At 41.4% G+C, this 18,124-nt stretch carries 21 protein-coding genes; all 21 read left to right on the top strand.

The genetic code is table 11. The annotated features are described in order from the left end of the window. Nucleotides 1–6 precede the first annotated feature (6 nt). The 21 genes from fliJ to ACSSTM_RS03700 are packed head-to-tail and all read left to right on the top strand — an operon-like array spanning nt 7 to nt 18,120. A complete protein-coding gene (gene fliJ, locus ACSSTM_RS03800; protein WP_034620036.1) occupies nt 7–450 on the top strand; it encodes a flagellar export protein FliJ in 444 nt (147 codons plus the stop codon). Between the two features lie 12 nt (nt 451–462). Then, entirely contained in the window at nt 463–1,164 is a 702-nt protein-coding gene (locus ACSSTM_RS03795) for a MotE family protein (protein WP_095285168.1), read from the top strand. Beyond that, on the top strand, nt 1,165–2,487 hold the full coding sequence (locus tag ACSSTM_RS03790) for a flagellar hook-length control protein FliK (protein WP_095285169.1): 1,323 nt from the start codon (nt 1,165–1,167) through the stop codon (nt 2,485–2,487). Then, the gene (flgD, locus tag ACSSTM_RS03785) at nt 2,487–2,933 is read left to right on the top strand and encodes a flagellar hook assembly protein FlgD (RefSeq protein WP_034662358.1); all 447 of its coding nucleotides are present in this window, start codon (nt 2,487–2,489) and stop codon (nt 2,931–2,933) included. Before ACSSTM_RS03790 ends, flgD begins: the two co-directional genes overlap by 1 nt. A 17-nt stretch (nt 2,934–2,950) precedes the next feature. Beyond that, nucleotides 2,951–3,742: a flagellar basal body rod protein FlgG gene (gene flgG, locus ACSSTM_RS03780; protein ID WP_034662356.1), complete on the top strand. Its 792-nt coding sequence runs from the start codon at nt 2,951–2,953 to the stop codon at nt 3,740–3,742. Nucleotides 3,743–3,779: 37 nt separating this feature from the next. Further along, nucleotides 3,780–3,995, top strand: coding sequence for a flagellar FlbD family protein (locus tag ACSSTM_RS03775; RefSeq protein ID WP_034662354.1), 216 nt, complete (start codon nt 3,780–3,782; stop codon nt 3,993–3,995). Further along, the gene (fliL, locus tag ACSSTM_RS03770) at nt 3,992–4,420 is read left to right on the top strand and encodes a flagellar basal body-associated protein FliL (protein WP_034662353.1); all 429 of its coding nucleotides are present in this window, start codon (nt 3,992–3,994) and stop codon (nt 4,418–4,420) included. Before ACSSTM_RS03775 ends, fliL begins: the two co-directional genes overlap by 4 nt. A 32-nt stretch (nt 4,421–4,452) precedes the next feature. After that, entirely contained in the window at nt 4,453–5,451 is a 999-nt protein-coding gene (fliM, locus tag ACSSTM_RS03765; RefSeq protein ID WP_003212239.1) for a flagellar motor switch protein FliM, read from the top strand. Beyond that, nucleotides 5,441–6,565 (top strand): flagellar motor switch phosphatase FliY, encoded by a 1,125-nt coding sequence (gene fliY / locus ACSSTM_RS03760; protein ID WP_034662352.1) that lies wholly within the window; start codon nt 5,441–5,443, stop codon nt 6,563–6,565. The genes fliM and fliY overlap by 11 nt, the downstream gene beginning before the upstream one ends. A 27-nt stretch (nt 6,566–6,592) precedes the next feature. Further along, nucleotides 6,593–6,955, top strand: coding sequence for a response regulator (locus ACSSTM_RS03755; protein WP_007499584.1), 363 nt, complete (start codon nt 6,593–6,595; stop codon nt 6,953–6,955). A gap of 18 nt (nt 6,956–6,973) precedes the next feature. Beyond that, on the top strand, nt 6,974–7,633 hold the full coding sequence (gene fliZ / locus ACSSTM_RS03750) for a flagella biosynthesis regulatory protein FliZ (RefSeq protein WP_034662351.1): 660 nt from the start codon (nt 6,974–6,976) through the stop codon (nt 7,631–7,633). Beyond that, on the top strand, nt 7,626–8,291 hold the full coding sequence (gene fliP / locus ACSSTM_RS03745; RefSeq protein ID WP_007499580.1) for a flagellar type III secretion system pore protein FliP: 666 nt from the start codon (nt 7,626–7,628) through the stop codon (nt 8,289–8,291). The genes fliZ and fliP overlap by 8 nt, the downstream gene beginning before the upstream one ends. A 16-nt stretch (nt 8,292–8,307) precedes the next feature. Further along, complete coding sequence (gene fliQ, locus ACSSTM_RS03740; RefSeq protein WP_003211206.1) at nt 8,308–8,577, top strand: flagellar biosynthesis protein FliQ; 270 nt, start codon at nt 8,308–8,310, stop codon at nt 8,575–8,577. Nucleotides 8,578–8,583: 6 nt separating this feature from the next. Next, nucleotides 8,584–9,363, top strand: a complete 780-nt coding sequence (gene fliR / locus ACSSTM_RS03735) for a flagellar biosynthetic protein FliR (RefSeq protein WP_034662349.1) — start codon at nt 8,584–8,586, stop codon at nt 9,361–9,363. Then, complete coding sequence (gene flhB, locus ACSSTM_RS03730) at nt 9,360–10,448, top strand: flagellar biosynthesis protein FlhB (RefSeq protein WP_095285171.1); 1,089 nt, start codon at nt 9,360–9,362, stop codon at nt 10,446–10,448. The genes fliR and flhB overlap by 4 nt, the downstream gene beginning before the upstream one ends. Before the next feature lie 29 nt (nt 10,449–10,477). Beyond that, complete coding sequence (gene flhA, locus ACSSTM_RS03725) at nt 10,478–12,511, top strand: flagellar biosynthesis protein FlhA (RefSeq protein ID WP_034662346.1); 2,034 nt, start codon at nt 10,478–10,480, stop codon at nt 12,509–12,511. Further along, nucleotides 12,511–13,626, top strand: coding sequence for a flagellar biosynthesis protein FlhF (flhF, locus tag ACSSTM_RS03720; protein ID WP_106037765.1), 1,116 nt, complete (start codon nt 12,511–12,513; stop codon nt 13,624–13,626). The genes flhA and flhF overlap by 1 nt, the downstream gene beginning before the upstream one ends. Next, nucleotides 13,623–14,528, top strand: a complete 906-nt coding sequence (locus ACSSTM_RS03715) for a MinD/ParA family protein (protein ID WP_420734925.1) — start codon at nt 13,623–13,625, stop codon at nt 14,526–14,528. Before flhF ends, ACSSTM_RS03715 begins: the two co-directional genes overlap by 4 nt. Beyond that, nucleotides 14,525–15,598, top strand: a complete 1,074-nt coding sequence (locus tag ACSSTM_RS03710) for a protein-glutamate methylesterase/protein-glutamine glutaminase (protein WP_095285174.1) — start codon at nt 14,525–14,527, stop codon at nt 15,596–15,598. The genes ACSSTM_RS03715 and ACSSTM_RS03710 overlap by 4 nt, the downstream gene beginning before the upstream one ends. 5 nt (nt 15,599–15,603) lie before the next feature. Further along, the gene (locus ACSSTM_RS03705; protein WP_437403997.1) at nt 15,604–17,634 is read left to right on the top strand and encodes a chemotaxis protein CheW; all 2,031 of its coding nucleotides are present in this window, start codon (nt 15,604–15,606) and stop codon (nt 17,632–17,634) included. A gap of 24 nt (nt 17,635–17,658) precedes the next feature. Next, entirely contained in the window at nt 17,659–18,120 is a 462-nt protein-coding gene (locus ACSSTM_RS03700; protein WP_034662331.1) for a chemotaxis protein CheW, read from the top strand. Nucleotides 18,121–18,124 lie beyond the last annotated feature (4 nt).

Here is an 18,124-nt window from a genome sequence, read left to right as displayed (position 1 = left end):
AAAACAGTGAGATATCAATACAAATTTCAAAAGCTCTTAGAACTGAAAGAAAGTGAAAAAGACAAGTCACTCGCAGCGTACCAACAATCCGTTTCAGCATTTGAGCAAGTCGCTGAAAAACTCTATGAAAATATGAGTAAAAAAGAATTAATGGAAAAAAGCAAAGAAGAAAAGCTGAGAAGTGGTATGAGTGTTCAAGAAATGCGTCATTACCAGCAATTTGTGACCAATTTAGATAACACCATTCAGCACTATCAGCAGCTTGTGATCATGAAACGCCATCAAATGAATGAAAAACAATCTGATTTAACTGAAAAAAACATTGAGTTTAAAAAGTTTGAAAAAATGAAAGAAAAGCAGTATGAAAAGTTTTCCCTTGAACATAAGGCCATTGAAATGAAAGAAATGGATGATATCTCTATCAGCCAATTCATGTTTCAAGGACATTAGGAGTCGAGATGAATGCCTAAGAAGGAAAAAACGAAGGAATCAAGCGGCGGTAAATTTCAATGGATCTTGTTTATTGTCATTATCCCATTGATTGTGCTTGTGATTGTGACTGGCACAATCCTTTATATTGCGGGTTTTGATCTAAAGAAACCGCTCCAAAACATTCCTGTGATCAGCAGTTTGGTTGGTTCAGATGACACCTCAAAAACGTCATCTTCACATAATGATCAAAGCGATGCAGAATTGAAGGAACTGAAAAAGACCATTAAAGAGCAAAAAAATGAACTTGAAATTGCGCAAAAAGATTTAAAAACAAGTGATGAAGAGATTAAAAGACTGAATCAAAAAATCAGTTCGCTTGAAAAAACATCTAAAAATGATGCGAATAATACGTCAGCGAGTGATAGTTCAACAAACAACAGCTCATCAAGCGATACATCAGGTAATAATGCGTCAGGGACAACTTCTGATGGGGCAGGATCCTCTAACCAGAAACCTAAAGGGAAGATTGTCAGTATCTATGAAAGCATGGACGCAGGGAAATCCGCCAAAATTTTATCAGAATTAAGTGATAAAGAGGCATTGAAGATCCTTGAAGAGCTGAGCAAAAATAAACTAACAGATATATTAGCAAAACTAACACCTCAGAAGGCAGCTACATTTACGAAAGAGCTTGCTAAAAAAGAAGAAAGTGAAAATGGGGGTGGACAATAAGTGAAGCTATTGGATATTGGAGCCTTACAGCAATCGTCTCAAGGTCTTTCGGGGCCAAAGGGAGGCGGCGTGGCATCTGCACGCGGGTTGTTTAAACAATTACTTAGCGGGGCAGGCGCACAAAGCGGTCTTGTTAATGCTGAGACAGCGGGTGCCTCTCTTTCCATCAATGATGCGATGCAAATCATTGAAAAATGGATGCAATCACCTGAAGAAGGGATCGACGGAGACCTTCTTGAAGCGCTTCAAACACTTCAAAGTCAAACGCTTGATTCGTCTGATCTCAAGTCACTAGAAGAGTTATTTCAAAAAATGGAATCATCCATTTACGATGATCAAGCTGATAAGCCAGCTTCTGAACATAGTGAGCAGCTCATACAAGTCCACTTTTTCTTATATCAACTGCTCAATCAACAGCCGCTCAGCTTTGATGCAAAGCTAGTGCAGGATATTGAAGCAAAAGGTCAAGACTTCATTCACTTTCTTTCGAAAAACGGGGTAGATGAGAAACTGATTCAGCAAGTAAAAGAGCAGTTTTTCTCGCAGGGTTCAGCACCAAAGCTGAATTCGATGTCTCAAAGTGAGCTGAAACACTTTAATCAGTTAATCGACCATATGATGGCAAACGCAAAAGGATCAGACAAAGAGTTAAAAATTGCTTTAGGAGAGTTAAAAGAATTGGTCTCTCCAAGACAAGAATCTACTCTTGCTTCTCCGGCAAAAGGTGCTGCCTCCCTTGAATGGCTCATCAAAAAGGAAGTTGTCAAAGGACAAAGCACTGCTGCACCTGCTTCTGAAAAAACGATCACTCATACGCTGTTGCCAGGTCATAAGCAGTTTTTTCAACTGCAATCAGCAGCTCCTGTTCAGCAGACACAAACAATGGATGAAAAGCCGGGAACGGTTGATCAGCAAATTCTAAATACGTGGAAGCAAATGAAATTCACGCCATTTGGCAACTCAAGCGGACGCTTTACAGTTCGGTTAAATCCAGAAAATCTCGGATTTATCACGATTCAGCTGACGAAGCAAAATGGTATGTATGCGAGTAAGATTACTGCTTCGACACAAGCAGCAAAAGAGCTGTTAGAGCATCACCTGCCGCAGCTCAAGCAGGCGCTTCCGAATATGTCGGTTCAAGTGGACCGTTTCCATATACCGCTTCAATCAAATGAGCAGCCGCTATTTGGACAATTTAACGAAGAAAACAAGCAGCAGCAGTCAAAAGGGCAGAATTTCCAGAAGCCTGATGAACAGGAAGAAGAATTCCAAGATGTACTGGATGCTCTTGTTGGGTCAGATGAAGAAGAGGAGGAAATCTAATGGCAACAGTTGATGCTACGAATAGAACAGTCGCACAAGCAGACACTTCTTCAAACGCAGCAAAGAAAACAGATACGCTTGGCAAAGATCAATTTTTGAAAATATTGCTTACACAGCTTCAAAACCAAGATCCGACAAACCCACTAGATGACCGTGAGTTTGTCACACAGCTTGCAACATTTTCATCTTTAGAACAGCAAACCAATATGAACGATTCTATCACCAAGCTGAATCAGCTTATGTCTACATTTGTTGCACACCAAGATCCGTTTACGACGTATGTAGGCTGGATTGGTAAAGAAGTATCGGGCAAACTGGATGATAAAGAGATATCAGGCACTGTGAAGTCTGTTAAAAACATAAACAATGAATACTTCTTGTATTTAGAAGATGGAACGAAAATCAGCCCTTGGGATGTTACAGCAGTTGGAGAAAAAACGAAGTAATTCGAGGAGGAAAATAAATGTTACGCTCACTTTACTCAGGAATTAGCGGAATGAAAAACTTCCAATCAAAATTAGATGTTGTAGCCAACAACGTAGCCAACGTCAATACACACGGATACAAAAAAAGCCGTATCACTTTTAAAGATATGGTCAGCCAAACCATTGGAAGTTCTGGTGGACCAACGAACAACTCTGGTTCAATCAACTCAAAACAAATTGGTTTAGGATCATCTTTATCTTCTATTGATAAAATCATGTCAGCGGGATCTTCTCAAAATACAAATGAACCTTACGACTTCTATATCAATGGAGATGGGTTTTTCCGGATTGAAAGTCAAGGAGAAATTCTTTATACAAGAACAGGGAATTTCGACACTGATTCAGAGGGAAGCTTAGTCACCCCTGATGGAAATTATCTGCTTGGAATGAATGGACAAAAGATAACGATTCCAGACGGCGTTTCGAGTGTGAGTGTTGGTCCAGATGGAACGGTTTCGGTTGTTGAAAACAATGTATCAAGAACCGTTGGTCAAGTATCACTCGTATCTTTCCGTAACGCAGGAGGGTTAGACAAAGTTGGTGACAACCTTTACCGCCAGACCTTAAGCTCAGGTGCTCCAAGTAACCCTATCGTACCTGGTGAACAAGGAACGGGCGTCATCCAAACAGGTAAACTTGAAATGTCAAATGTTGATTTAACAGACGAGTTTACTGAAATGATTATCGCACAGCGTGGTTTCCAATCGAATGCAAAGACGATCACAACATCTGATGAAATCCTGCAAGAGCTTGTGAATCTGAAACGATAGGAGGTAGGGGGAGCGGTTTATCGCTTCTCTGCTTAATATGATTGAAGTGACAAGATTAAATGGCAAAGGATTTATGCTGAACGCTCTCCATATCGAGCAAATCGAAAGCTTTCCAGACACGACCATTACATTAGCCAATGGAAAGAAATTCGTTGTGAAAGAAGATAAAGAGCAGCTTCAAGAGAAAATCATTTCTTTCTACAGAAAAATCCAAGTCATTTCATTGAATCAAGGAATAGAGGAGTTTGAATGAAGAAGAAATTAGTCGTAGTAATGCTAATCATGATTATTGCCATCGTCGGAATTGGAGCAGGCATCTTTTTTCTGCTGAATGGGTCAGACGAAGCAAAAGCAGAAAAAGAGCCAACAGCAGATGAAGTCGTAAAAGCTTCTGTTGAAATTCCTGAGATTATTACTAATTTAAAGTCTGAAGGAAATGCTGTCAAACTTGTATTGAATATTGAAACGGACTCTGAAAAAGCAAAAGAAGAGCTCGAGAAAAGAAGTTTTCAAGTGAAAGACGCCGTAATCGACATTTTATCAGACACGAATGCAGATGAACTTGATGGCAAAAAAGGCAGAGAACATTTTAAAACACTAGTCAAAAACAAAGTGAATAACTATTTGCAAGATGGCAAGGTGAAAGAAGTATATATAACCTCCTTTAATCTGCAATAGAGGCGATTAATTGACACGATGGAGGTGAAGAAATGTCAGGAGAAGTGCTTTCCCAGAATGAGATCGATGCATTATTATCCGCCATATCTACAGGCGAAATGGATGCAGAAGAGCTGAAAAAAGAAGAAACGACGAAAAAAGTGAAGGTGTATGATTTTAAACGTGCACTGCGCTTTTCGAAAGACCAGATTCGAAGTTTAACAAGGATTCATGATAACTTCGCTAGACTGCTCACCACGCACTTTTCAGCTCAGCTAAGATCATATATTCAAATTACTGTCAGCTCGGTTGACCAAGTACCATACGAAGAATTTATTCGTTCGATTCCTAATATGACATTATTAAACTTATTTTACGTCAGCCCGCTTGAAGGAAGAATCATGCTTGAAGTGAACCCAACAATCGGCTATGCCATGATGGACAGGCTGATGGGCGGGATTGGCATTAGTCATAATAAGACAGAATCACTTACAGAAATCGAAACAAAGATTATCTCAAACATGTTTGAGGGAGCTTTGGAAAATTACAGAGAAGCGTGGCAGTCCATAACCGACATCGAGCCTGAAATGGCAGATTTCGAGGTAAATCCCCAGTTTGTTCAAATGGTGTCACCAAACGAAACAGTTGTCGTCATTTCTCTTAATACACAAATTGGTGAGGTCAGCGGGGTTATTAACCTATGTATTCCTCATGTTGTATTGGAGCCTATTATTCCGAAGCTGTCTGTACACTACTGGATGCAGTCTGAACGAAATGAACCAAAACAACAAGAAACAAAGGCCATTGAAAAACGGATTATGACGGCAAAAATACCGGTAGTCGCAGAGCTAGGGGAATCGGAAATGACGGTGGAAGAGTTTTTGAATTTGGAAATTGGTGATTGTATTGCCTTGGACAAACCAGTAAATGCGCCTCTTACTGTTATGGTCGGAAATAAACCGAAATTCTTGGGACAGGCCGGCCGCGTGAATCGGAAACAGGCGATTCAAATTCTAGATCACGACATAAGAGGTGAAGAAGATGGAGAATAACGGAAGTAAATTATCACAAGACGAAATCGATGCGCTCCTTAAAGGAGGCAGCAATGACGATATAGAGCCTGATACAATCCTTTCTGCAATGGAGCAAGATGCCATTGGGGAAATCGGAAACATTTCATTCGGTAGCTCTGCAACAGCACTTTCAACCCTATTAAATCAAAAAGTGGAGATTACTACTCCAACTGTTACAGTGATTCAAAAAAGTATGCTGAATGAGGAATTTCCTCATCCGTATGTCGCTATTGAAGTGAATTATACAGAAGGCTTCAGCGCAAGTAACTTGCTTGTCGTCCAGCAAACAGATGCAGCAGTCATTGCGGACTTAATGATGGGCGGAGACGGGACAAATGCTGACCCTTCTTTAAGCGAGATTCACTTAAGTGCAGTGCAAGAAGCAATGAACCAAATGATGGGTTCTGCTGCGACATCCATGTCGACGGTCTTTAATAAAAAGATTGATATTTCTCCGCCGCGCGTCGAATTACTTGATGTGAAAGAAGGAGAAGGGACAGACCGCATTCCAGCTGAAGAAATGCTTGTCAAAGTATCCTTCAGATTAAAAATAGGTGAACTCATCGATTCAAATATTATGCAGCTTTATCCTATTACATTTGCGAAGGATTTAATCGCAGAATTAACAGACCCTGCGCAAGAGGAAGAGCCGGTTCAAGACACTCAAGTGAGCACACCTGAACCTCAGCCGGCAGCTCCGCAAACGCAGTCTGCACCAGCGCAGCAAGCAGCTCCGGCGAAAAGACAGGCGAAGCCAAAGCCGGCAGCACCTGTAAATGTAGCGCCTGTTGAATTTGAAGCGTTCAGTGAGCCTCAGCATACAACAAGCCAGCTTGGAAATCTTGATATGCTGATGGATATTCCGCTTTCCATTACGGTGGAACTTGGAAGAACTCAGCGCAGTGTAAAAGAAGTCCTTGAGCTTTCAGCTGGAAGTATCATTGAACTGGACAAACTTGCTGGGGAGCCAGTAGACATTCTGGTGAACAAACGAATCGTCGCCAAAGGGGAAGTCGTTGTCATTGATGAGAACTTTGGTGTTCGTGTGACTGATATATTAAGTCAGTCAGAAAGACTTTCTAATTTAAAATAAACAAACATATAGGGAGAGAATAAGTAAATGGCTACTAAGGTATTAATCGTAGATGATGCAGCATTCATGAGAATGATGATAAAGGATATTCTTGTAAAAAACGGATTTGATGTCGTAGGTGAAGCAGAAAACGGCGCTCAAGCAGTTGAAAAATACAAAGAAACTTCTCCAGACCTTGTCACAATGGATATCACAATGCCAGAAATGGACGGGATCACAGCGCTAAAAGAAATTAAACAAATCGACGCTTCTGCAAAAATCATCATGTGTTCTGCAATGGGGCAGCAGTCAATGGTTATTGACGCGATCCAAGCAGGTGCAAAAGACTTTATCGTGAAGCCGTTCCAGGCAGACCGTGTACTTGAAGCAATTAATAAAACGTTAGGCTAAAAAAGGGTGTAAGACTTGTTGAAAAAACGTTTGATATGTATAGCAATGATCAGTTTTTTGCTTTTCTTGACGATGCAGCCTGCCTCACTGTTTGCTGAAACGAAAGATCCTGAAAATGGCACAGTGAATGACTGGCTCAAAGAAGAGAAAGGCAGCAAAAAGGATACAGAAAAGACAACCACTGACAATCAAACGAATCCGGCAGAAGAAGTTCCCTCTTCTTCTGTCTCCATTATGGATTTTGTCAAAATGATTGGTGCTTTACTTTTTGTCATCCTGCTCATATATGGATTGGTGAGATTTGTTGGTAAGCAAAACCGCTTACTTAAACCATTTCGCTATGTTGAAAATATTGGCGGAACGACGGTTGGCCAAAACCGTTCAGTCCAGCTTATCAAAGTGGGCAGACGAGTATTAGTTGTTGGAGTAGCGGACTCAATCCAGCTGCTAAAAGAAATTGATGATGAACAAGAATGTGAAGCGATCGTGAAACAATATGAAGAAGCGATGGAAAGCAAAACAGATTTACCAAAAATCGTTCAAAAATTCACATCGCAGGTAAAGAAACAAAATCAGCCAACCACTTCTTCTTTTTCAGCCAATTTGAAGGCGCAGCTAGCCGAATTGAAAAAGACCCAAGCAGAAGTCAGAAAGAAAGGCCCGAAACAAAATGAATGAGTTTATCGATTTATTTAATTCCAGCGGTGCAGGGAACATTAGCACGTCTGTCCGTCTTCTTTTACTTTTAACCGTATTTTCGGTTGCACCAGGCATTCTCATTTTAATGACATGTTTTACACGAATAGTGATTGTACTTTCATTCGTTAGAACGTCACTTGCAACCAACTCAATGCCGCCAAACCAAGTGCTTGTAGGGCTTGCTTTGTTTCTCACATTTTTTATCATGGCACCCACGTTCTCAGAGATTAATAAAGAGGCACTGACGCCGCTTTTAAATGATGACATTACGCTAAATCAGGCATATGAAAAAGCCGAAGTGCCAATTAAAGAGTTTATGAGTAAACATACGAGACAGAAGGATTTGGCTTTATTTCTTAGTTACGCAAAAATGGATACACCTGAATCGATAAAAGATATTCCGTTAACGGCGATGGTACCCGCTTTTGCTATTTCAGAATTAAAGACGGCATTTCAAATTGGTTTCATGATCTTTATTCCATTTTTAATTATTGACATGGTGGTCGCAAGTGTCCTGATGTCAATGGGGATGATGATGCTTCCTCCGGTTATGATATCGCTCCCTTTCAAAATATTGTTATTTGTTTTAGTCGATGGATGGTATTTGATTGTTAAATCTTTGCTGCAAAGCTTTTAGAGTAGGTGCTTAAAACATGAGTTCAGAATTTGTCATTACGATGGCTGAAAGATCAGTGTATGTGGTATTGCTTGTCAGTGGGCCGCTTCTAGCGCTCGCTCTTATTGTGGGACTGATTGTCAGTGTGTTTCAGGCGACAACCCAAATTCAAGAACAGACGCTTGCGTTCATTCCTAAAATTGTTGCAGTTCTTATTGGGCTTGTTGTGTTTGGTCCATGGATGCTGTCAACCATTGTGTCCTTTACGACAGAGCTGTTCTCGAATTTAGATCGATTTGCAGGTTAACCAGCGATGTCAATCATAGAATTATTCCCTGCTTTTCTGTTAGTTTTTATTCGGATCACCGCTTTTTTTGTGACAGTACCGCTTTTAGCGCATAGAACAATCCCAGCTGTACACAGAGTTGGCTTCTCACTGTTTTTAGCCGTGATTAGTTTTAGCACGATTAAGGAACCGCCAGCACTCGACGTAGACGGTCTTTATATGATGCTTGCAGTGAAAGAAGCAATGGTCGGACTTCTGCTTGGACTGATTGCATATATCATGGTGTCCGCTGTTCAAATTGCCGGCTCATTCATTGATTTTCAAATGGGTTTTGCGATCGCCAATGTGATTGACCCGCAAACAGGGGCACAAACGCCGCTGATGGGGCAGTTTTTTTATACGGTCACATTGCTATTGATGCTGGCAACCAATGCACACCACCTGCTGCTTGATGGAATCTATTACAGCTTTCAATATATTGCAGTTGATCAGTACGCACTGAATTTCGGCAGTGAATCCTTTGCTTACTTTATTGCAAAGAGTTTCAACCAAATGTTCATCATTGCCTTTCAAATCTCGGCACCGGTTGTCGCCAGCTTGTTTTTGGTCGATTTGGCACTGGGCATTGTGGCACGAACAGTTCCGCAGATGAACGTATTTGTGGTCGGACTTCCTATTAAAATGGGTGTGAGTTTTATTATGATCATCATCTGTATGGGCGTCATCTTCGGTGTTGTCCAAAATACATTTGATACGATTGTACTCACCATGAGGAATTTCTTAGCATTGGTCGGTGGTTCGTCATGATGACAAGGCTTAGACTAGACTTGCAATTTTTCGCAGGTGAAAAAACAGAAAAAGCAACGCCGAAAAAGAGACAAGATTCACGTAAAAAAGGTCAGGTTGCCAAAAGTACCGACGTCAATACAGCCATCTCATTTCTATTAATCTTTTTATCATTCTTTTTTATTGGGCCTTTTATGAAAGAGCGTATTATTGCGCTCATTGAACGTTTTTATTCAACAACCATGCTAATGAAGGTTAGCACATCTAATATTCATCAACTATTCGTGGAATTGCTTCAGGAAACAGGGCTCCTTCTCATGCCAATCCTTGGTGTTGGTATGCTGGCAGGCGTCATCAGTAACTATTTACAAGTTGGCTTTCTCTTTTCAACAGAAGTCATCAAACCGAAATTAGAAAAGCTAGATCCTATCAAAGGTTTTAAACGGATATACAGTATTCGAGCCCTCGTAGAGCTATTAAAATCTATTTTGAAAATTGGTTTTGTTGGTTTTGCGACATTTATTGCACTTTGGATGCACTTTGACGAAATTCTGCGGCTTCCTTTATTAACAGCAGAGGAAACCCTTCATTTCGTCGCAAATATGACCTTGATTATGGGTCTATATGCAGCAGGCGCTCTAATGGTCTTAGCAGGGCTTGATTATATGTATCAGAAATTTGATTATGAAAAAAACTTGCGGATGTCCAAACAAGACATTAAAGATGAGTATAAAAAATCTGAGGGTGACCCGCTCATAAAATCAAAGATTAAACAGCGCCAGCGGGAAATGGCCATGAGACGGATGATGCAGGAAGTCCCAAAAGCGGACGTCATCATTACAAACCCAACCCACTATGCAATTGCTTTAAAATATGACGAAGAAAAGATGGACGCGCCCTTTGTTGTGGCAAAGGGAACAGATATTTTGGCTTTGAAAATTAGAACGATTGCGAAAGAGCACGATATCATGACCGTAGAAAACCGGCCGCTCGCTCGTGCACTATATGATCAGGTCGACATCGACCAAGCGGTGCCAGAGGAATACTTTAAGGCGATCGCAGAAATTTTAGCTTACGTATATAAAACGAAACAAAAGATTTTATGAATTTTTGGTTTTAAAAGGAGAGAACAGGCATGGCAGCAAGAGATTTATCTGTTTTATTCAGTGTTATTTTAATTGTGGCGATGCTGGTCATACCATTTCCGCCAATGCTATTAAGTATTTTAATCATTATTAATATATCTCTTGCGCTTATCGTGCTTCTCACCACAATGAACATGCAAGAACCACTGCAATTTTCAATATTTCCATCATTGCTTTTGCTCTTAACGCTGTTCCGCTTAGGGCTTAACATCTCTACAACACGATCTATCCTATCAACTGGAGACGCTGGAAAGGTTGTAGAAACGTTTGGTTCATTTGTTGTTGGAGGAAATATACTCGTTGGTCTGGTGGTCTTCCTTATTCTGATCATCATTCAATTTGTTGTCATTACCAAAGGGGCTGAGCGTGTTTCAGAGGTTGCGGCAAGATTTACCCTCGATGCGATGCCAGGGAAACAAATGAGTATTGATGCAGATTTAAATGCAGGGATGCTGACAGAAAGTGAAGCGAGAAATCGCCGTGAAAAAGTAGCGAGAGAAGCAGACTTTTATGGTGCGATGGATGGGGCAAGTAAGTTCGTCAAAGGAGATGCCATCGCAGGTATTATCATCGTCATTATTAATATTATTTTTGGGATTATTATTGGGATGCTTCAGCAAGGAATGTCGATTCAAGAATCAGCTTCCCACTTTACATTATTAACGGTAGGAGACGGGATTGTTTCACAAATTCCTGCACTTCTCATTTCAACAGCGACAGGGATTGTCGTCACAAGGGCTGCTTCTAATGGGAACCTTGGGTCAGATATCACTGAACAGCTGTTTGCATTCCCAGCTATGCTTTACGTCACAGCAGGTACGATCTTCCTTCTTGGGTTGTTTACTCCAATCGGCGTACTTTTGACAGGACCGATCGCAGGTTTACTTGCCCTCGGTGCATACTTGATGTCAAAAAACAAACAGGATCAAGAAGAAATAGAAGAGGTACTAGAGGAACAGGCAGAGGTAGAAGAGATGAAAAGTCCAGAAAGTGTCATTCACCTTCTCCAAATGGATGCCATTGAATTTGAGTTTGGCTATGGCTTGATTCCGCTAGCCGATGCAAATCAAGGCGGTGACCTGTTAGACCGAATTGTGATGATCCGAAGGCAGCTTGCCCTTGAACTAGGTCTTGTGATTCCAGTTGTCCGAATTCGAGACAACATTGCACTTAACCCAAATGAGTATCGACTCAAAATAAAAGGGAACGAAGTGGCAAAAGGCGAGCTGCTGCTTGATCACTACTTAGCGATGTCTCCTACGCCTGATGATGATCCGATTGAAGGAATTGAAACAATCGAGCCATCCTTTGGTCTTCCGGCTAAATGGATCTCAGAAGCAGAAAAAGATCAGGCTGAGATGCTCGGCTATACGGTTGTAGATCCTGCATCTGTTGTGTCTACTCACATCACAGAGAAGATTAGACAAAACACACACGAACTGCTCGGACGTCAAGAAACGAAGCAATTAATCGATCATCTGAAAGAAAGTTATCCTGTGTTAGTGGATGAGGTGACCCCAAATCCACTAGCAGTTGGTGATATTCAAAAAGTGTTGGCAAAACTGTTGAAAGAAAAGGTTTCTATTCGAAATCTTGTCACCATTTTTGAGACGCTTGCAGACTACGGAAAATTAACGACGGATACAGATTTGTTAACAGAGTATGTCAGACAGGCGCTGGCAAGACAGATTACCGCACAATATGCAAGAGAAAATGAATCGCTCAAAGTCGTGACATGCTCAGGCCGAGTGGAAAAGGTGATTGCTGACAGCGTACAGCAGACAGAGCATGGCAACTACTTATCATTAGATCCAGAATCCTCTGAAAGTGTGATTCAATCAGTGGCGAGAGAAATTGAACAGCTTTCGCTTCGTCAGGAAACGCCGGTTCTATTGTGCTCACCTCCTATAAGAATGTACGTCAAGCAGCTGTTAGAAAGATATTTCCCGGATTTACCGGTACTATCTTATAACGAACTAGAAGCAAATGTGGAAGTACAGAGCATCGGAGTGGTGGATATCTAATGAAAATGAAAAAAATCACAGCGAATTCAATGCAGGAGGCAACAATTCAAATTAGGCAGCAGCTTGGGAAAGATGCCGTCATTTTAAATTCCAAAACCGTTGTGAAACGAAAGCTATTCGGTTTAAAGAAACAGCAAATGGTTGAAGTAATAGCTGTGCTGGATCAAGATTTTGAAGAAAGAGCGGGTAAAGGTGGACATCCTGCGCCTCCTCTTCCAGTATTTCCGAAAAAGGAGCAGGTTCAACACCGGCCTGAAGAGCCATCCTTTGCTCCTGAGGCAGTGAAACCAGTACCTTCTCATGCTCAGCCTTTAGAATATGCGAGGAATGAGCGGCATGCTGGTATTCTGCCTGATCCTCTCATGGCAATCGATCAAAAGCTTAAGGATCAAGGTCTTGATGATGCCATTCGGGACGAATGTCTAAAAGGTCTTTTAACGAAAGGTGTTGTCAAGGAAGATCAAATTCAAAAAGAACTTGAACAACTGCTGACAGATATGCTGCCGGCTCACACTTCTGATGAGCCGATGATTCGTTCTAAATACATTGTGCTGTTTGGTTCGACTGGGGCTGGTAAAACAACAACGATTGCAAAGCTCGCTGCCAAAACGGCTATTCAGAAGCAAAAGAAAATCGCTTTTATTACAACAGATACGTACCGAATAGCAGCGATCGAACAACTGAAAACATATGCGGAACTGCTCAATGCACCGCTTGAGGTTTGTTATTCGAGGGAGGATTTTGTGAAAGCTCAAGAGACCTTTAAAGAGTATGATCATATTTTCGTAGACACAGCGGGTCGTAACTTTAAAGAAGAAGCGTATATCAAAGAGCTGACAGACATCATTCCATTTGATGAAAGCATTCAAAGTTTCCTAGTGATGAGTGCGACCTCTAAGTATCAGGACATGAAAGCCATGGTTAAACGCTTTGAACACGTTTCAATCGATCAATTCATTTTTACAAAAGTAGATGAAACAGACACGATGGGAACAATCTTTCAAATCATTGCAGACTCTCAAATCGGACTTGGCTTTTTAACAAATGGTCAAAATGTACCTGAGGATATTCTTGAGGGCTCTCCTCTTGAATTAACAAGGATGGTCTTACAATGATGAAGCCTGACCAAGCGGAAGGTTTAAGAAAGCTCGTTCAGCAGAATCAAACGATCACACCGGCTCCTATTGGTATAAGCGGACAGGCAAAAACCATTGCTGTCATGAGCGGTAAAGGCGGAGTAGGAAAATCAAATTTGACGCTGAATATGGCACTGTCTATCGCAAATGCAGACAAGCGAGTGTTAGTCATCGACCTTGATTTTGGTATGGGAAATATTGATATTTTACTAGGAAAAACATCGACTAGCTCTATATTAGATGTTCTTGTCAGGAAGAAATCCTTCCAAGCAGCTATGACACAAGGAACGAACAACCTTTATTACATTTCTGGCGGAAGCGGACTTGAACAGCTGTTTTCTTTAGATAAAGATCAATGGTCGTTCTTTCTAGAGGAAATGGAAAGAATGATGCACGACTTTGATTGTATCTTCTTTGATATGGGTGCCGGCTTGTCAAAAGATCAACTGCCTTTTGTTTTATCAGCAGGAGAAGTTGTGGTTGTGACAACGCCAGAACCAACATCGATCATGGATGCTTACAGCGCAATTAAACACTTAGCTATTCATCAGTTTGAACAATCTGTGCAAATCATTGTCAACCGGTGTAAAACCCCGTCAGAAGGGTCTGAAACCTACCGGAAATTAGCAGGAGTGGTCACATCATTTCTACACAGAAAGCTAGTATTTGCTGGTGCTGTGCCAGATGATCCTGCGGTTCCTAAAGCAGTGGCTGAACAAATTCCATTTTATATCAAGCAGCCTCACTCAAGGCTGAGTAAAACGATCAAGATGCTGGCAGAAACACTTTATCAACAGCAGATAAGAGAGGCACAGAGAGAGCAGCATACGTTTATAGATAAGTTGTCCTCTTTTTTTAAAAGGAGGAAGGTGGACTCATGATTAGAGTGCTTGTAGTAGATGACTCGGCCTTTATGCGAAAGCTCATTAGTGATTTCCTAAGTGCCGAGCAAGAAATAGAAGTCGTGGGAACGGCGCGAAATGGGGAAGATGCCTTAAAACGGATCAAGGAACTGAATCCAGATGTTGTCACACTAGATGTGGAAATGCCTGTTTTAAATGGAACAGAAGCATTAAAACAAATTCTGGCTGAACATGACCTTGCCGTGATTATGGTGTCAAGCCAGACAAAGCAAGGGAAAGATTTAACCATCCATTGCTTAGAACTTGGTGCGTTTGACTTTGTGACAAAGCCTTCAGGAAGTATTTCGCTCGATTTGCACAAAGTAAGAGGCCAAATTGTAGAGCGAGTGCTTGCGGCAGGGATGTCAAGGAAACGCACAGAAGTGCAGATTTCTCCTAAGCCGGTGATGAAGACGCCAAGTCCAGTGGCTTTTCCTCGCCCGCAAGCAGTAAAAAGCAGCTCACTCCGAAAGATTATTTCAATCGGAACATCGACGGGAGGGCCAAGAGCACTTCAACGAGTCGTCACGAAGCTGCCAAAGGACATAGAAGCACCCATTTTGATTGTGCAGCATATGCCGGCAGGATTTACGGCATCACTTGCTACTAGGTTAGACCATTTATCTCAAATTTCGATTAAAGAAGCACAAGATGGAGATATCGCTAAAAATGGAGTGGCTTACATAGCTCCTGGTGGAATGCATATGTCACTTCATGAACAAGGGGCATCCTTAGTCATCAGGCTGTCTCCAGAGGACACGGAAAGCCGGCACAAACCTTCTGTTAACTATTTATTTGAATCCATCAGCAATATAAAGGGTTACGAGAAAATTGCTGTCATTATGACAGGCATGGGTAGTGATGGCACAGAAGGTGTCAAAAAAATGGTCGCAAGCGGTCATACGAAAGTCATTGCAGAAAAAGAAGAATCATGTGTTGTTTTCGGAATGCCTAAATCAGTCATTAAAGCAGGCCTTGCACATGAAACAAGGCATGTGGATGACATCGCACATGCAATTATAAGCTCCATGAAAAAAGAGAGGGCGTGAACACGTTGGATGTAAACCAATACTTAGATATCTTTTTAGATGAAAGCAGAGAACACTTACAAACTTGTAATGAAAAACTTCTTGATTTAGAAAAGAACCCAACCGACTTGCAGCTAGTGAATGATATATTCAGAGCGGCTCACACATTGAAAGGCATGAGTGCAACGATGGGCTACGCTGATATGGCTCAGCTAACACATCATTTAGAAAACATGTTTGATGCCATTCGAAATGAACAAATGATTGTCACACCTGAGTCAATGGACACGATGTTTGAAGCACTTGATCACCTTGAAGCAATGGTTCAATCAATTGCAGAAGGCGGAGATGGGAAACGCGATGTCACAGAGGTTAGTAAAAAGCTAGATGTGACAGGAAGCCATGCTGAGGCAGCTCCTAGTGTTGAGACAGCGGATGTATCAGCTGCGGCTGCTAACGACTTAGACTATAACGAATTTGAACGAACAGTGCTTGATGAAGCGAGGGAACAAGGCTTTAAATGTTATGAACTCAATGTGACATTAAGTGACGCATGCTTATTAAAAGCCGTTCGTGTCTATATGATCTTTGAAAGACTGAACGAAGCAGGCGAGGTCGTCAAAACAGTTCCAAATGCAGAACTTTTAGAATCAGAAGATTTCGAATCTGAATTCAGTATTTCTTATTTATCTAAACAACCGATGGATGAAGTGAAAAAAATCGTGATGGCGATCTCAGAAGTTGAACATGTTGAGATCTCAGAAGTCTCTGCATTTGTAGAAGCGGCTCCAGCTGAAAAACAAGAGGCAAAACCTGAACAGGAAAAAGAAGAAGTATCTGTGCCTGCTGCGAAAGCACCAGCAAGCGATGCGCCAAAAGCAAATGGCAATAACGGTGCAGCTGCCGGCGGAACAAAAACGATTCGTGTCAACATTGACCGTCTCGATTCTCTAATGAATCTATTTGAAGAACTGGTGATTGACAGAGGCCGTTTAGAGCAGATTGCAAAAGAATTAGAAAATAACGAACTCACAGACACCGTTGAAAGAATGACGCGTATTTCTGGAGACCTGCAATCGATCATCCTGAACATGAGAATGGTACCTGTGGAAACAGTGTTTAACAGATTCCCGCGTATGATTCGTCAATTGACAAAAGAGCTGAATAAGAAAATTGAACTGATCATTGAAGGTGCTGAGACAGAGCTTGATCGAACAGTCATCGACGAAATTGGAGATCCGCTCTTACACTTACTTAGAAACAGTCTAGATCACGGAATTGAATCGCCAGAAGAACGTGTGAAAAAAGGCAAGCCAGAAAAAGGCACCGTTCTATTAAAGGCGTATCATAGCGGAAACCACGTCTTCATTGAAGTAGAAGATGATGGCGGCGGAATTAACCGTAAGAAAGTGCTTGAAAAAGCATTAGAGCGCGGGGTTATTACTGAAAGAGAAGCGGAAACGCTTGAAGATCATCAAATTGATTCATTGATCTTTGCAGCAGGTTTCTCTACAGCTGATACGATTTCTGACATCTCAGGCCGCGGTGTAGGCCTTGACGTTGTGAAAAACAAGCTGGAATCACTAGGTGGATCTGTGAGCATCAACTCAACAGAAGGACAGGGCTCACTATTCTCGATCCAGCTTCCGCTTACATTATCGATTATTTCCGTTCTTCTTGTGAAATTGGAAGAGGAAACATTTGCGATTCCGATTTCTTCTATTATTGAAACGGCTGTCATTAAGAAAAGCGACATCCTTCAAACGCATGATCGTGAAGTGATTGATTTCCGCGGATTTATCGTACCGGTCGTGTACTTGAAGAAACAATTCCACGTACCAAATGCGAATGAATTAGAGGAAGAACTGCACATCATCGTTGTTCGTAAAGGAGATAAGCTGACAGCATTTGTGGTCGATTCATTTATTGGTCAGCAAGAGGTTGTATTGAAATCACTAGGAGATTACCTGCCAAACGTGTTTGCGATCTCAGGCGCAACAATCCTAGGCGACGGTCAAGTTGCACTCATCGTTGACTGTAATGCACTGATCAAGTAAAAAACAATAGAGGAGCGGTCTGAAATGAGTACAGATATCAAAACTGGCGAAAAGATGATTGTGTTTATCGTAAACAAAAAAGAATACGCCATTTCAGTATCAGAAGTAAAGTCCATTGAAAAATGGCAGCAGCCGACAAGAGTCCCTGGCGTTGCCCCTTATATATGCGGTGTTATTAATCTGCGCGGTGTCGTGACACCTGTCATCGACCTTAGAGTCAGACTTGGATCAACTGACAACGACATTACAGATGAAACAAGAATGATTATTGTACAAGTTGGTGACATTGAAGTCGGCTGGATTGTTGATGAAGCGAATGATGTCATTACAGTCCATCAAGAAGAAGTAGAATCTTCTCCTGAATCAGCTGAAAAAGAAGGACAATCATGGGTGACAGGTATCATTAAGCATGATCAGCGTCTATTTAATATCATTCATCCTGGTGCCGTCCTCGACAAGAGCGTTCAAGATGCACCTGTTCATTAAGGAG

The organism is Bacillus sp. RK1064, assembly GCF_051488405.1.
In the GTDB taxonomy this organism is placed as follows: domain Bacteria; phylum Bacillota; class Bacilli; order Bacillales; family Bacillaceae; genus Bacillus.
This window is presented reverse-complemented; position numbering and strand designations above follow the sequence as displayed.

Excerpts from the sequence above, each read along its gene's own strand:
- fliQ (WP_003211206.1), top strand. The coding sequence starts at position 8,308 with ATGAGTTCAGAATTTGTCATTACGATGGCTGAAAGATCAGTGTATGTG.
- flgD (WP_034662358.1), top strand. The coding sequence starts at position 2,487 with ATGGCAACAGTTGATGCTACGAATAGAACAGTCGCACAAGCAGACACT.
- flgG (WP_034662356.1), top strand. The coding sequence starts at position 2,951 with ATGTTACGCTCACTTTACTCAGGAATTAGCGGAATGAAAAACTTCCAA.
- flhF (WP_106037765.1), top strand. The coding sequence starts at position 12,511 with ATGAAAATGAAAAAAATCACAGCGAATTCAATGCAGGAGGCAACAATT.
- fliM (WP_003212239.1), top strand. The coding sequence starts at position 4,453 with ATGTCAGGAGAAGTGCTTTCCCAGAATGAGATCGATGCATTATTATCC.
- ACSSTM_RS03715 (WP_420734925.1), top strand. The coding sequence starts at position 13,623 with ATGATGAAGCCTGACCAAGCGGAAGGTTTAAGAAAGCTCGTTCAGCAG.
- ACSSTM_RS03710 (WP_095285174.1), top strand. The coding sequence starts at position 14,525 with ATGATTAGAGTGCTTGTAGTAGATGACTCGGCCTTTATGCGAAAGCTC.
- ACSSTM_RS03755 (WP_007499584.1), top strand. The coding sequence starts at position 6,593 with ATGGCTACTAAGGTATTAATCGTAGATGATGCAGCATTCATGAGAATG.
- fliL (WP_034662353.1), top strand. The coding sequence starts at position 3,992 with ATGAAGAAGAAATTAGTCGTAGTAATGCTAATCATGATTATTGCCATC.
- fliY (WP_034662352.1), top strand. The coding sequence starts at position 5,441 with ATGGAGAATAACGGAAGTAAATTATCACAAGACGAAATCGATGCGCTC.
- flhA (WP_034662346.1), top strand. The coding sequence starts at position 10,478 with ATGGCAGCAAGAGATTTATCTGTTTTATTCAGTGTTATTTTAATTGTG.
- flhB (WP_095285171.1), top strand. The coding sequence starts at position 9,360 with ATGATGACAAGGCTTAGACTAGACTTGCAATTTTTCGCAGGTGAAAAA.
- fliP (WP_007499580.1), top strand. The coding sequence starts at position 7,626 with ATGAATGAGTTTATCGATTTATTTAATTCCAGCGGTGCAGGGAACATT.
- ACSSTM_RS03700 (WP_034662331.1), top strand. The coding sequence starts at position 17,659 with ATGAGTACAGATATCAAAACTGGCGAAAAGATGATTGTGTTTATCGTA.
- fliR (WP_034662349.1), top strand. The coding sequence starts at position 8,584 with ATGTCAATCATAGAATTATTCCCTGCTTTTCTGTTAGTTTTTATTCGG.
- ACSSTM_RS03775 (WP_034662354.1), top strand. The coding sequence starts at position 3,780 with ATGATTGAAGTGACAAGATTAAATGGCAAAGGATTTATGCTGAACGCT.
- ACSSTM_RS03795 (WP_095285168.1), top strand. The coding sequence starts at position 463 with ATGCCTAAGAAGGAAAAAACGAAGGAATCAAGCGGCGGTAAATTTCAA.